Source organism: Micromonospora sp. M42 (assembly GCF_000568915.1).
GTDB lineage: Bacteria > Actinomycetota > Actinomycetes > Mycobacteriales > Micromonosporaceae > Micromonospora > Micromonospora chalcea.
Genome location: NZ_KK037233.1, coordinates 1923298 through 1936040 on the forward strand (window position 1 = coordinate 1923298; position 12743 = coordinate 1936040).

Genomic DNA, 12743 nt, shown 5'->3' on the forward strand with positions numbered 1-12743 from the left:
CCGGCGTCGTCGGCGACCGCGGTGACCAGCGCGACCTCGGCGCCCTGAGCGGCCGCGAACACCGCGGCCAGGCCGGCGCCGCCGGGACGGTCGACGGAGGAGGTCTCGTCCAGCACCGGCACCGGGGAGTCCGGGCAGAGCCGGTTCACCAGACCCTCGACGTCGCGGTCCAGCAGCGTGTCCCCGAGCACCACCACCGGCCCCCTCATGCCCGGCCTCCCGGTCCGGCGGGCGCCGCCGGGTCCGGGTCGCCGAGCACCACCTCGACGCCGGTACGCACCGGTTCGGCCGGCGCCGGGGCGGCGAGCGCCGCCGGCAGCGCCCGTTCGACGTACTCGCAGAGCACGTGCGAGGCCACCAGATGCAGCTCCTGCACCACCTGCCCGTCCGGCGAGTCGATCGCCAGGTGCTCGTGGCAGAGGTCGGCGAGGGGGTTGGGCGCGGGGCCGGTGAAGGCCCAGGTGCGCAGGCCGGTCTGGTGGGCGGCGTGGGCGGCGGTGAGGAGGTTGGTGCTGGTGCCGCTGGTGGTGAGAAGCAGGAGGATGTCGTGGGGTCGGCCGTGGGCGCGGACCTGTCGGGCGAAGGTTTCGTCGTATCCGTAGTCGTTGGCGATGGCGGTGAGGGCGCTGGTTTCGGCGTGGAGGGCGATGGCGGACAGGGGTTGGCGGTCGTGGCGGAGTTTGCCGACGAGTTCGGCGGTGAGGTGCTGGGCTTCGGCGGCGCTGCCGCCGTTGCCGGCCACCAGCAGCCTCCCGCCGGCGGCGAGCCGCTGCGCCAGATCCTCACCCCAGCGGGCCAGCATCCGCTCCGACTCCCGCAGCGGCAGCAGCGCGGCGGCCAGCAGCGCCAGATGGTCCTCCAGCAGCGTGCCGCCGGCGGCCGGCGGGGTCGCCGTCATCAGGCGACCACCCGGGTGGGACGGCCGACGCTGGCCACCTCGCCGTACAACTCGGTGAGGCGGTCGGCGGTGGTGGCCCACGAGTAGCGGGTGCGCGCCCGCTCCAGCGCCGCGGTGGCGTAGGCGAACCGGCGGATCCGGTCACCGAGCAGGCCCCGGATCGCCGCGCCGAGCGCCGCCGGATCGCGGGCCGGCACCAGGTCGCCGGTGCGGCCGGGCACCACCGTGTCGATCAGCCCGCCGACCGCGGTGCCGACCACCGGCACGCCGCACGCCATCGCCTCCAGCGGGGTGAGCCCGAACGGCTCGTACCAGGGTGCGGCGACGAGCACGTCGGCGGACCGGTACCAGCGGCCCATCTCCTCCCGGGGGACCGCGCCGACCAGCCGCACCCGGTCGGCGACGCCGAGCGAGCGGGCCAGCGTCCGCAGGCGCAGCGCGTACGGGTCGGTCTCCAGCAGTCCGGCCGGCGGGCCGCCGACCACCACGCACTCGGCGTCCGGCACCTCGGCGACGGCCCGGATGACGTCCTGGAAGCCCTTGCGCTCGACCAGCCGGCCGACGGTGAGGATGCGGGCCCGGCCGCCGTCACGGTCGGCGACCGGGCCGAGCGGGGCGAACGTGGACAGGTTCACCCCCGACGGCACGACTGTCATCCGGGAGCGGGGCACACCCATCCGGACCAGCTCGGCGACCTCGTCCTGGCACTGGGCGACCACCCGGTCCACCGAGCGGCCCAGCTTCCGCTCGTGCTCGACCCGGCCCGGCGGGCTGGTGTCCTGCGCGCCCTGGTGGCGGCGCTTGACGGTGCCGAGCGCGTGGTAGGTCTGCACCACCGGCACGCCCGCGCGGCGGGCCGCGGCGAGCCCGGCCAGCCCGCTCATCCAGAAGTGCGCGTGCACCACCTCGGGCTGCCAGTCGCCGGTGCGCCACCGGTCGGCCAGCCAGTTGCCGAACGCCGGCATGTACGGCAGCAGGTCGTCCTTGGCCACCGGCTCGGCCGGCCCGGCCGGTACGTGCACCACCTCGTACCCGTCCGGGGCACGCACGCTCACCGGCAGGTCCACCGCGTCGAGCCGGGTGTAGACCCGGACGTCGTGACCGGCGGCCGCGAGCGCGGCGGAGAGCTCCGCGACATGCGTGTTCTGGCCACCGGCGTCCTCCCCGCCGAGGACGGCGAGCGGGCTGGCGTGCTCCGAGATCATCGCGATGCGCATACTTCCTCCTCCAGCAGCCGGTCCCAGTCGGCGAGGAAACGCTCCAGGCCGTAGCGGCCCCGGGCGGCGGCCCGCGCCGCGGCGCCCGCCCGGCGGGCGGACTCCCTGTCGTCCAGCAGGCCACGGGCGGCCTCGACGAGCGTGTCGACCCGGGTGGACAGCGCGCCCGCCTCCGGCGGGACGGCTTCCACCGCTTCGGTGGTGGCCAGCGCCACCACCGGCATGCCCATGGTCATGGCCTCGACGAGGCTGAGGCCCAGTGAGGTCCAGCGGCACAGGTGCAGGTAGGCGCGCCGTTTGGCGAGTTCGGCGTGCATGGCGTGCTGGGGTACGTCGTCGTGGCTGGTCAGCCGGTCCTCGGGCAGTCCGAGGTGAGCGGCGAGACCGGCCACCTTCATGCCGTAGACGTCGAGCGGGGCGAGCGCGGCGAACCGGGCGAGCAGGTCGGTGCCGGTGACGCGCCAGCGGCGTACCGGCTCGTTGATGACCACGGCGAGGCGGTCGAGTTCGCCGGTCCACTCGACGGCGGGCGGTACGACGCCGTGGTCGACCACCGTGGTGCGGGTGCCGCCGTTGTCCCAGAACAGCTCGTTGAACGCGGTGACGTGGGTGAGCAGCAGGTCGTCGCGGTCGGCCATGGGATGACGGGTGTTCGGCACGTCGCCTTTCGGCGTGTTGTGCTCGACGTAGATCGCCGGGACGTCGCGTCCGGGGCGGCGGCCGAGCCACTCGGCGGCCAGGTCGAGTTCCTCCGGGCGCTGCAGGATCACCAGGTCCACGTCGGCGCCGCGCAGGTCTTGCGGCGTGACCTCGACCGCGCTGTCCGGCCACGGGTAGGTGCGCGCCCGGCCCAGCCCGTACGGGCCCCGGTCCGGCGTGACCGGCACCAGGTAGCGGTGCTTGCCGTGCACGAAGGACGTCGTCCACGACCCGTGGACGTGCCACAGCAGGATGTTCATCCGACCACCCCGCCCGCCACCGGCGCCGGCACGCCGAGCAGCCGCAACGCCTCCAGCACCCGGCCCGGCTCGACCGCCGACAGGCACGGGTGCCCGGGCACCGGGCAGACGGTGGCGCGGGTGTCCCGGCAGGGCGCCGCCGCGTCACCGAGGCGCACTGTCGGCACCCGGTAGGGCCCCCACTGCCCGAACGGCACAGTGGGCGCGAACAGGCTCACCACCGGCACGCCGAGCGCGGCGGCCAGGTGCGCGGGGCCGGTGTTGCCCACCACCAGCGCGCCGGCGCCGGCGACCACAGCGGCCAGCTCCGCCAGCCCGGTACGCCCGCCGAGGTCGACGCCGCCCGCCGCCGCGACCCGGGCGGTCAGCTCCCGCTCGTCCGGCCCGCCGGTGACCACCACCCGGTGACCGGCCGCGCCGAGCACCCGGACCACTCGCGTGGCCAGTTCCTCCGGGCAGGCGCGCGTCTCCACCGAGGACCCGGGATGCAGCACCACGTAGCCGGGCGCCCCGGCCTCGGCCGCGGGCGGCGGAAGCCGGTCGGAGCGGATGCGCAGGGCGGGTTCGTCGTGGCCGGGCAGCGCGAATCCGGCGGCGGCGGCGAGGGACAGGGCGCGTTCCGGTTCGGGTACGCCGGCCGGGACGCGGTGGCGCACGTCGAGCAGGCTGCCCGGGTAGTCGTCGCTGATCGCGCTGATCCGGGGCACCCCGGCCAGGCGCAGCAGCAGCGCCAGGGGCAGCGCGGACTGGTGGAAGGAGGTGAAGACGACGGCTTCGTCGGCGCGTACGGCCGCGAGCCGGTCGGTGAGCGCGCGCATGTCGCCCGGGTCGACGGGTGGGGCGGGCGCGTCGATCCACGGCAGCGGCGCTTCGATGATCTCGTCCACGCCGGGCAGCAGTTCGGCCGCCGCCCGGCCGCGTGGCCCGCACAGCAGCACCACCCGCTGCGCGCCGGCCGCCACCGCGCGGATGCCGGGACCGGTCACCAGCACGTCACCGGCGGCGTCGCTGCGGACCACGAGGACCGTGCCCCGGCGGCTACGGCCCGCGCGTGCCGGCGCGGCCGTGAGGCGCATCCGGGCCAGCACTGTGCTCACCGCGTCCGGCAGGTCGGCGGCGACGGTCGGCGCGGCGGCCACCTCGGCGGCCCGGGTGGCCGGCGTGGGCACCATGATCGTGGCAGCGCCGGCCGCCGCGGCGGCGGCCGTGTCCGCGCCGATGTCGCCGATCAGCACGCACCGGGTCGGCGTGGTGCCGAGCGCGCGGGCTGCCTCGTGTACGAGCCCGGGCGCCGGCTTGCGGCAGGCGCACCCGTCGGCTTCCGCGTGCGGGCAGATCGCCCAGTGGTCGAAGGGCCCGAGCAGTTCCTCCACCCGGGCGTTGACCAGCCTCAGCTCGTCCGCGGTGAAGCAGCCGCGGGCCAGGCCGGACTGGTTCGTCACCACGGCGAGCCGCAACCCGGCCGCCCGCAACCGGTCCAGCGCCTCCCGGGCGCCCGGCACCGGCCGTACCTTCTCCGGGTCGCCGTTGTACGGCACGTCCTCGATCAGCGTGCCGTCCCGGTCCAGCAGCACCGCGTCGTAGAGGCCGGACGGGAACCGGTCAGCACCCGGGTCAACCCGGGCTGACCTGCACTGATCCCGCTCCTGGTCCCGTCGCACGGGCGGCGGGTTCCCGAGCCCCCGAGGAGTAAACGTCGACGTCGGCGCCAGGCGTGCCCCGCCGGTGCCGGCGCACACGTTGCCACGACCGTTCCGGTCCGGCGATACCCGCCGCCCCCGAGAAGCTAACCCGCTCGCCGTTAGCGGCGGCCCGGGGCGGGGTACCGGTTGGTGATGGCGGTTGTGGAGAAAGTGATCGACGCGCCTCCGGAGCAGGTCTTCGAGGTGCTCGCGGACGGGTGGACGTACAGCGACTGGGTGGTGGGCACCGTGCACGTGCGGGACGTGGACGACACGTGGCCCCGGGTCGGCAGCAACCTGCACCACCGGGCCGGGCCCTGGCCGTTCTCGCTGCAGGACAAGTCCACCGTGCTGGAGTGCCAGGCGCCGCACCGGCTCGTGCTGCGCGCCGGGTTGTGGCCGGCCGGCGAGGCGACAGTGGCGTTCGCTCTGGAACCGCTGGAGGACGGCCGGACCCGGGTGACCATCGGCGAGGACTTCGCCGCCGGGCCGCTGCGGTGGGTCCGGACCAAGCTCAACGACCTGGTGCTGCATCTTCGCAACCGGGAGACGCTGGCCCGGCTGTCCGACATCGCGACCCGGCAGAAGCCGGAGCGGGATCGATCCCTCGGCGGGGCGTCTGTGCGGCCGCCGCACGGCCCACTGGATACCCTCTCAGATGAACCTGTCCGCTGACCGAGGATGTCCGTGATGATCGAACCCGTGCAGTTACCCTCCCCGTGGGGGGATGCGCGCCTGACCGTCGTCGTTCCGACCTACAACGAGGCGGGCAACCTCCCGGTGCTGGTCGAGCGCCTGCTCGCGCTGCCTCTGCCGGGGCTGAAGGTGCTGGTCGCGGACGACAACTCCCCGGACGGCACCGGTGAGGTCGCCGACAAGCTGGCCATCGAGCACCCGGACCGGGTGACGGTGGTGCACCGCCCGGGCAAGGAGGGTCTCGGCCGGGCGTACGTGGACGGCATCGGCCGGGCGCTCGACGACGGCGCGGACTTCGTCGCCCAGATGGACGCCGACCTGTCGCACCCGCCGGAGGCGCTGCCCGGCATGCTCGGCGCGCTGCTGTCCACGCAGGCTTCGGTGGTCATCGGCTCGCGGTACGTGCCCGGCGGTGAGCTGGACGAGAACTGGCCGCTGTACCGGCGCGCGCTCAGCGGCTGGGCCAACCTGTACGTGCACACGCTGCTGCGCGTGCGCATCCGTGACCTGACCGCCGGCTTCAAGATCTGGCAGGCTGAGGCGCTGCGCGCGATCGGGCTGGACCGGGTCCAGTCGAACGGCTACAGCTTCCAGGTGGAGATGCACTACCTCGCCACCAAGCTGGGCCACACCATCCTGGAGGTGCCGATCCGCTTCGAGGAGCGCCGCGACGGCGACTCGAAGATGACCACCGCCACCAAGATCGAGAGCGCGTTGATGCCGTTCAAGCTGCGCAGCCGGCACCGCAACCTCGACTCCTGATCCGCCCTGCCCTGCCGCGCGCCCGCAACGCGCCCTCACGCCGCTGTCACGGCGCGTGAGGGCGCGCTCGCCCCGCCATGTCCCGCACCCCGCGCCTTTGCTCTGCCGCCACCGGCGCAGCACCGCGTTGACCTGGGGCGCTCTCCCGGCGCCACGGCCCCACCCCAGGCGCAATCAAGCACGCCGCGTAACCAACGCCGCATGCCTCACCGCTCCACCCCGCCACCCCGCCACCCCGCCACAGGCGCGATCTTGCAGTTTGGTGCCCGGCAAAGCCTGGCAAAACCGTCACCCCTCGGGCGCCAACTGCAAGATCGCGCGGGACGTGGGCGTGCGGCGCGGCGGCTGGCGAGGAGCGGGCTGGCCGAACACTCCCGTGACACACCCGCGCGACGATCAGGCACCTAACCGCAGTCAGTACGTCAGCGGGCACGAGACCGCGGCCACGCCAGGCGCGGCCCGCAGATCTTGGTACGAAAGGGCCCCCATGAGGGCCATTTCGTACCAAGATCTGCGCAAGTTCCCGGGATGCGGGCTGCTGATCTCACTTGGCGAGATGAGGGCGGGAAGCGGCACCCCGCCTGTCGGTGGGCGAGCTTCCGGTGCCAGGCGTCCTGCGGTTGGCGGGTCGGGCGGTCAGCCGCAATGGGTGCGACCGGAGGCCAGCCAGGGCGAGCGGACGTCGGCGGAGGTCAGCCGCAGCGGGTGCGCTGACGCGGGCCGGGCCCCACTCCCGCGAGGGCGCGGAGGACGGCAGCGGCGAGGGTGGTGCCGCGCAGACCTGGTCAGCGGTCAGCGGTAGACGGCGCGGTGGGCGGCGGCGATCGTGCGGGCGTACACCGCGCCGGTGACGGCCCGGTCGCGGGCCAGCGCGGCCCGCGCCGCGTTCGCCCCCGGCGCGCCGTGCACACCGCCGCCGGGGTGGGCGGAGGCGCTGGCCAGGTAGAGCCGGTCCACCGGGGGTGTCGGCGCGGCCCAGGCCGGGGATCGGCCGCAGGAACAACTTGCTGGTACGCGGCGGCAGTGCCACCGCCGAGCGCGCCGCCCACCAGGCTCGGCTCGGCGGGCCTCCAGGTCGGCCGGGGCGGCCACGTGCCGCCCGACGACCGAGGCCCGGAAGCCCGGCGCCGCCTCCTCCAGCACCTTCCTCCATCCGCTCCACGTGCCCCGCGACGTCCTCGGCCCGCCAGTCCCGGCGGAACGGCAGGTGCGTGTAGGACCAGAGCGACTCGGTGCCCGGCGGCGAGTGGCTCGGGTCGGCCACCGACATCTGCCCGACCAGCAGGAACGGGTCCCGGGGCAGTTCTCCGCGGGCCAGTTCGGCCGCGTACGTGGTGAGCCCGTCGAGGTCCGCGCCCAGGTGCACGGTGCCGGCGCCGGCCAGTTCCCGGTTCTTCCACGGCACCGGCGCGGACAGCGCCCAGTCGACCTTGAGCGTGGAGCCGTCCCACTTGAAGGGCCAGGTCCTCGACCATCCGGGGCGGCAGCGCCGCGGCGCCGACCAGGTCGAGGAAGAGCGCCGGCGCGGGCACGTCGGCGAGCACCGCGCGGCGGGCCCGCCAGGCGGTTCCCCCGGCGGTACGGACGCCCATCGCGCGGCCCCGGGCGGTGAGCACCCGCTCGACCCGGGCGCCGTACTCGATCCGCCCGCCCCGCTCGACCAGCCGGGCCACCAGCGCGTCGGTGATCCGCTGGGCGCCGCCGACCGGCACCGGCCAGCCCACCTGCTGGCCGAGCATGGCGAGCAGCCAGCCGTACACGCCGGAGCCGGCCTCCTCCGGGGACAGGTCGGTGTGCAGGGCGCAGCCGGCCAGCAGGACCGTGCCGCCCTCGCCCTGGAACAGTTCCGCGCCGAGCTTGCGGACGGGCAGCAGGAGGCGGCGGGCCAGGCGGAGCGCGCCGCCGACCCGGAGTTGCCGCAGCAGGCCCAGCCCGCCGCGTACCGGCGGGAACGGGGTGGTGATGGTCTGCAGCATCGGCTCGGCCACCTGGCGCCAGTCGGCGTACGCGTGCCGCCAGCGCTCCCCGTCGCCGGGCGCGAACGCCTCCAGCGAGGCCGCTGTGGTGTCCAGGTCGCGGTTGACCACGGCGGCCCGGCCGTCCGGAAGCAGGTGCGCCAGCACGTCCGGGGCGTGCGTCCAGGACAGGCCGTGCCGTTCCAGGCCCAGCCCGTCCAGGACCGGAGATGCGTACCCGAGCGGGTAGAAGGAGCTGTAGAGGTCGCTGAGGTAACCGGGCGCTGTCACGTACGCGGAGCGGACGGCCCCACCGGGCGCCTCGGTGGCCTCCAGGACGGTGACGTCCCAGCCGGCGTCCACCAGCAGGTTCGCGGCCACCAGCCCGTTGTGCCCGGCTCCGATGACGACGGCGTCGGCGGTCGAGGTCATCGGATCCGCCTACCCGGCCGGTCACCGGGCGAAACGCGTTTGCCCAGCCCAGGCCGGGGCAAGCAGGGCCGCATGTACACGGTTGCGCAGCTCATAGGTGGAGTGTGGGGTGCCGGCGGCGAGGGCGGCGAGCTTGTCGTCCACGATCCGGCGGACGGGTCGCCGGTGACCCGGACGCCGGTGGCGACCGCCGACGAGGTGGCCAAGGCGGTGGAGGCGGCCCGGGGCGTGGCGGCGGAATGGGCCGCGACCCCGACCGCGGAGCGGGCCGCGGCGCTGCACCGGGCCGCGGACGCGGTCGAGGCGGCGGCCGGAGAGCTGGCCGAGGCGACCACCGCGGAGATGGGCAAGCCCCTGGAGGACGCGCGGGGCGGGGTGGCGGCGGGCATCGGCACGCTGCGACAGTACGCCGAACTGGCGCCGGTCCGGGGCGGCCGGACGCTGCACGGCGCGCACGACGCGCTGGACTTCATGGCCCCCGAGCCACGCGGCGTGGTCGCCGCGATCACCCCGTGGAACGACCCGGTGGCGGTGTCCTGCGGCCTGCTCGGCGCGGCCCTGGTCACCGGCAACGTGGTGGTCCACAAGCCGAGCGAGCGCACCCCGGCCACCGGCTGGCTGCTCGCCCGCGCGCTGGACTCGGCGTTGCCGGCCGGGGTGCTGTCGCTGCTCAGCGGCGGCGGCGAGGTGGGGGCCGCGCTGTCCGGGCAGGACGTCGACGTCGTCGCCCACGTCGGTTCCACTGCGACCGGCCGGGCGATCGCCGCCGCGGGCGCCCGTACCGGCGCGAAGGTGCTGCTGGAGAACGGCGGCAGCGACCCGCTGGTGGTGGACGCGGACGTCGACCCGGTCTGGGCGGCCGAGCAGGCGGCGCTCGGGTGCTTCGCCAACGCCGGTCAGATCTGCGTGGCGGTGGAACGCGTCTACGTGCACCGGGACGTCGCCGAGGGCTTCCTGGACGCGCTCGTGGCGCGCGCCGAGGCGCTCACCGTGGGCCCCGGCCGTGACCCGGGCACGCAGCTCGGCCCGCTGGTGGACCGGCGGCACCGGGACCACGTACACGGGCAGGTGACGGCCGCGCTCGCCGACGGCGCCCGGGTACGCGCCGGCGGTGTGCTGCCGGAGGGGCCGGGCGCGTTCTACCCGGCGACAGTGGTCGAGGGGTGCCGGCACGACATGGCGCTGGTCCGCGAGGAGACGTTCGGGCCGGTCGCCGCGGTGGTGGTGGTCGACTCGTTCAGCGAGGGGCTGCGCTGCGCGGCCGACTCCCCGTACGGCCTGGCCGCCACCGTGCTGACCGGCTCGATGAGCCACGCCCAGCGCGCCTGGCGGGAACTGCCGGTCGGCACCCTGAAGATCAATTCGGTGTTCGGCGGGGCACCGGGGGGCGCGGCCCAGCCGCGCCGGGGCAGCGGTCAGGGCTTCGGGTACGGCCCGGAACTGCTGGACGAGTTCAGCACCGTCAAGGCGGTGCACCTTCAGGCGCCGGGCGGCGGCCACTGGTGAGACGGCACGACACGAGCCCGGGACCGAGGCGGTCCCGGGCTCGACGCGTACCCCCAGGGGTCAGCGACCCCCGCGGGCCTTGCGGGTCGCGTTGTTGTTGGCCTTCTCGATCGCCTTGACCAGTTCCGGCTTGGTCATCCGGGACCGGCCGCGCACGTCCAGTTTCTTCGCCACCTCCATGAGGTGATCCTTGCTGGCGTTGGCGTCCACCCCGCCGGCCGTCGGCGCGCGCCGGGCCGGGCCGCCACCTTCGGCCTGCTCGTCGCTGGGCCCCTTGCGGCCCTTGGGCTCCCAGTGGTCGCCCACCTTCTCGAACTCGTGCTTGACCGCGGCGAAGGCGGTGCGGTGCGCCCGCTCCCCCTCGCCGTACGTCTCGACCGCCGAGTCGTGCGTCTTCTCCCAGGTCCGCTGCGCCTTCGCCGGGGAGCGCCGCAGCGTGCTGGGCAGTACCTCGCGCCCGGGCATCTCGTCCTCCTCCTGGAGTCTCGATCGGCTGCCTGGTGTGGTTCCCTCCCGTCCGGCGGGCAAACCGGCGCCCCGGTTTGTCGATTTCCCCCCGGGGGTACCGCCCGGGCCACGCCCGGTGGCGGAGCCTGGAGGAGGCGGACATGACCGTGACGACACCACAGACGGTCGGCGGCCGGACGCGGTCCCGTCTCCCCCGCCGGATCCGCCAGCTCAACTGGCGTACCTGGCGCGGCGTGCTGGTGCGCAGCGGCAAGGGTTTCGTCACCGACAACTGCGCCGACTGGGCGGCGGCGCTCACCTACTACGGGGTGCTGGCGCTGTTCCCGTCCACGATCGTGGTGGTGGCGCTGGTCGGCCTGGTCTCCGACGGCCCCCGCACCGTCGACACCGTGATCGACCTGGCCGGGGAGATCGGCGCCGGCTCGGTGGTCGGCAACGACGCGTTCGTGGGCGTGGTGCGCAACGTGGTCGAGCAGCAGGGCTCGGCGAAGGTGCTGCTCAGCTTCGGTCTGCTCGGCGCGCTCTGGTCCGCGTCCGGGTTCATCGGCGCGTTCACCCGCGCCTCCAACGCGATCTACGGGGTGCGGGAGGGCCGGCCGTTCTACCGCCTGCGCCCGTTGCAGATCGGCATGGCCGCGGTGACGATCGTGCTGCTCGCGGTGGTGGCCACCGGGTTGATCGTCAGCGGCCCGGTCACCGACGCGGTGGGTGACCTGCTGCACGCCGGCGCGGTGGCCCGCACCACGTGGTCGGTGGCGAAGTGGCCGCTGCTCGCCGTGGTCGCCATGACGCTGCTGTCGCTGCTGTTCTGGATCGCGCCGAACGTGCAGCAGCCGCGGTTCCGCTGGCTCACCCCGGGCGGCGCGCTGGCGCTCGTGGCCTGGGTGCTCGCGTCCTTCGGCTTCGGCCTGTACGTGGCCAACTTCGGCTCGTACGACGTCACCTACGGCAGTCTCGGCGCGGTCATCGCGTTCCTGGTGTGGCTCTACCTGTCCAACTGCGCGTTGATGCTCGGCGTGCAGGTCAACGCCGAGCTGCAGCGCGGGCGGGCGATGCAGGCCGGGGTCCAGGAGCCGGACGACCCGGTGCTGCCGCCGCGCGCCCCGGCCGACGACGAGAAGGCGGACGGGCAGCGGCCGGCCGACCGGTTGCCGCCCGGATGACCGGCTCTCCCGGCCGGCGCCGGTTTACCGGCGGTCCCCCGGGGCATCTCCCAAGGCATGGAACGTGGCAGCAGCAAGCACTCGCCCAGGGTCGACGACCAGATGAGCAGCGAGGTCAGCGGTCTCGTCCAGAGCGCCGGCACCGGCGGTTCGCGGGCCGAGGAGTTCCGGATCCCGGAGCCGGCCGGCGAGGACCAGCCGGAGGCCACCACGGCGCCGGCCGGGGAGCTGCGCAGCGGCACGCCGCAGGGCATGAGCTCCGAGGACGTCGAGGCGCGCAGCCGTCTGGGGCGGTTCATCACGATGACCGCCCTGCCCGGCGACCGGGAGGCGCTGCTGGCGAACGCGCGGGAGAACGAGGCGCCGACGGACATCGTCGCCGCCCTGGAGACCCTGCCCGCGGACGCCCACTACCAGACGATCTCCGAGGTGTGGGCCGCACTCGGGCACAGGAACGAGACGACGCGCTGGTGAGCGGGCCGGCCCACGGCCCGTACGAGACACACACCGGCGGAACAGGAGGAACCCCGACATGAGTGGCGTTACCGAGCACGTGGACGTGGACGTCCCGATCCGGACCGCGTACGACCAGTGGACCCAGTTCGAGGAGTTCCCCCACTTCATGGATGGCGTGCAGGAGGTGCGGCAGCTCTCCGACACGATGACCCACTGGACCGTCGAGATCGCGGGCGTGAAGCGCGAGTTCGACGCCGAGATCACCGAGCAGCTGCCGGACGAGCGGGTGGCCTGGCGCTCCACCGGGGGCACCCAGCAGGCGGGCGTGGTGACCTTCCACCGCCTCGACGAGGGGCACACCCGGGTCACGCTGCAGATGGAGTTCGAGCCGCACGGCGCGGTCGAGCAGGCCGGCGACAAGCTCGGCGTGGTCGACCGGCGCGCCAAGGGCGACCTGGAGCGGTTCAAGCAGTTCATCGAGCGACGCGGTCAGGAGACGGGCGCCTGGCGCGGTGCGGTCGACCGGCCCATCCCCTGAGGCAACCTCCC

Annotated in this window: 11 protein-coding genes and 2 pseudogenes; 6 read left to right on the top strand and 7 right to left on the bottom strand. The window is 74.7% G+C overall.

The annotated features are described in order from the left end of the window. The 5 genes and pseudogenes from MCBG_RS08660 to MCBG_RS08680 all read right to left on the bottom strand — a co-directional run. Nucleotides 1–209 (bottom strand): annotated as a pseudogene (locus MCBG_RS08660) (D-beta-D-heptose 1-phosphate adenosyltransferase); the annotation flags it as partial. Continuing rightward, nucleotides 206–898, bottom strand: coding sequence for a D-sedoheptulose-7-phosphate isomerase (locus MCBG_RS08665; protein ID WP_043325027.1), 693 nt, complete (start codon nucleotides 896–898; stop codon nucleotides 206–208). The pseudogene MCBG_RS08660 and the gene MCBG_RS08665, both read right to left, overlap by 4 nt. After that, nucleotides 898–2115 carry a glycosyltransferase gene (locus MCBG_RS08670; RefSeq protein ID WP_043325028.1) on the bottom strand — a complete coding sequence of 406 codons (1218 nt, stop codon included), beginning with the start codon at nucleotides 2113–2115 and terminating at the stop codon, nucleotides 898–900. Before MCBG_RS08670 ends, MCBG_RS08665 begins: the two co-directional genes overlap by 1 nt. Next, a complete protein-coding gene (locus MCBG_RS08675; RefSeq protein WP_043325029.1) occupies nucleotides 2100–3074 on the bottom strand; it encodes a glycosyltransferase in 975 nt (324 codons plus the stop codon). The genes MCBG_RS08670 and MCBG_RS08675 overlap by 16 nt, the downstream gene beginning before the upstream one ends. Next, nucleotides 3071–4735 (bottom strand): HAD-IIIA family hydrolase, encoded by a 1665-nt coding sequence (locus MCBG_RS08680; RefSeq protein ID WP_043325030.1) that lies wholly within the window; start codon nucleotides 4733–4735, stop codon nucleotides 3071–3073. The genes MCBG_RS08675 and MCBG_RS08680 overlap by 4 nt, the downstream gene beginning before the upstream one ends. Before the next feature lie 174 nt (nucleotides 4736–4909). On the opposite strand from MCBG_RS08680, the gene MCBG_RS08685 reads away from it, so the two are divergent. Both MCBG_RS08685 and MCBG_RS08690 read left to right on the top strand, forming a co-directional pair. Beyond that, nucleotides 4910–5431, top strand: coding sequence for an SRPBCC family protein (locus MCBG_RS08685; RefSeq protein WP_307189071.1), 522 nt, complete (start codon nucleotides 4910–4912; stop codon nucleotides 5429–5431). 15 nt (nucleotides 5432–5446) lie between these two features. Beyond that, the gene (locus tag MCBG_RS08690) at nucleotides 5447–6214 is read left to right on the top strand and encodes a polyprenol monophosphomannose synthase (protein ID WP_043325031.1); all 768 of its coding nucleotides are present in this window, start codon (nucleotides 5447–5449) and stop codon (nucleotides 6212–6214) included. A gap of 792 nt (nucleotides 6215–7006) precedes the next feature. On the opposite strand, the pseudogene MCBG_RS08695 reads toward MCBG_RS08690, so the two are convergent. Next, a pseudogene (locus tag MCBG_RS08695) lies at nucleotides 7007–8601 on the bottom strand (phytoene desaturase family protein). 72 nt (nucleotides 8602–8673) lie between these two features. Here MCBG_RS08695 and MCBG_RS08700 point away from each other — a divergent pair. After that, on the top strand, nucleotides 8674–10107 hold the full coding sequence (locus MCBG_RS08700; protein WP_043325032.1) for an aldehyde dehydrogenase family protein: 1434 nt from the start codon (nucleotides 8674–8676) through the stop codon (nucleotides 10105–10107). A 60-nt stretch (nucleotides 10108–10167) separates the two neighbouring features. Here MCBG_RS08700 and MCBG_RS08705 read toward each other — a convergent pair whose 3' ends face one another. Then, the gene (locus MCBG_RS08705; protein WP_043325033.1) at nucleotides 10168–10572 is read right to left on the bottom strand and encodes a ChaB family protein; all 405 of its coding nucleotides are present in this window, start codon (nucleotides 10570–10572) and stop codon (nucleotides 10168–10170) included. Nucleotides 10573–10715: 143 nt separating this feature from the next. Between MCBG_RS08705 and MCBG_RS08710 the strand changes: the two genes are divergently transcribed. From MCBG_RS08710 to MCBG_RS08720, 3 genes are read left to right on the top strand one after another with little or no spacing between them, the layout of a single operon-like run. Then, on the top strand, nucleotides 10716–11738 hold the full coding sequence (locus MCBG_RS08710; protein ID WP_043325034.1) for a YihY/virulence factor BrkB family protein: 1023 nt from the start codon (nucleotides 10716–10718) through the stop codon (nucleotides 11736–11738). 57 nt (nucleotides 11739–11795) lie between these two features. Then, nucleotides 11796–12212, top strand: a complete 417-nt coding sequence (locus MCBG_RS08715) for a DUF2795 domain-containing protein (protein WP_043325035.1) — start codon at nucleotides 11796–11798, stop codon at nucleotides 12210–12212. 58 nt (nucleotides 12213–12270) lie between these two features. Then, the gene (locus MCBG_RS08720) at nucleotides 12271–12732 is read left to right on the top strand and encodes an SRPBCC family protein (RefSeq protein ID WP_030499861.1); all 462 of its coding nucleotides are present in this window, start codon (nucleotides 12271–12273) and stop codon (nucleotides 12730–12732) included. Nucleotides 12733–12743 lie beyond the last annotated feature (11 nt).

What these genes read in the sequence shown, in the direction of transcription:
- MCBG_RS08665 (WP_043325027.1), bottom strand. Translation starts at nt 898, where the DNA reads ATGACGGCGACCCCGCCGGCCGCCGGCGGCACGCTGCTGGAGGACCAT.
- MCBG_RS08670 (WP_043325028.1), bottom strand. Translation starts at nt 2,115, where the DNA reads ATGCGCATCGCGATGATCTCGGAGCACGCCAGCCCGCTCGCCGTCCTC.
- MCBG_RS08675 (WP_043325029.1), bottom strand. Translation starts at nt 3,074, where the DNA reads ATGAACATCCTGCTGTGGCACGTCCACGGGTCGTGGACGACGTCCTTC.
- MCBG_RS08685 (WP_307189071.1), top strand. Translation starts at nt 4,910, where the DNA reads ATGGCGGTTGTGGAGAAAGTGATCGACGCGCCTCCGGAGCAGGTCTTC.
- MCBG_RS08690 (WP_043325031.1), top strand. Translation starts at nt 5,447, where the DNA reads ATGATCGAACCCGTGCAGTTACCCTCCCCGTGGGGGGATGCGCGCCTG.
- MCBG_RS08700 (WP_043325032.1), top strand. Translation starts at nt 8,674, where the DNA reads ATGTACACGGTTGCGCAGCTCATAGGTGGAGTGTGGGGTGCCGGCGGC.
- MCBG_RS08705 (WP_043325033.1), bottom strand. Translation starts at nt 10,572, where the DNA reads ATGCCCGGGCGCGAGGTACTGCCCAGCACGCTGCGGCGCTCCCCGGCG.
- MCBG_RS08710 (WP_043325034.1), top strand. Translation starts at nt 10,716, where the DNA reads ATGACCGTGACGACACCACAGACGGTCGGCGGCCGGACGCGGTCCCGT.
- MCBG_RS08715 (WP_043325035.1), top strand. Translation starts at nt 11,796, where the DNA reads ATGGAACGTGGCAGCAGCAAGCACTCGCCCAGGGTCGACGACCAGATG.
- MCBG_RS08720 (WP_030499861.1), top strand. Translation starts at nt 12,271, where the DNA reads ATGAGTGGCGTTACCGAGCACGTGGACGTGGACGTCCCGATCCGGACC.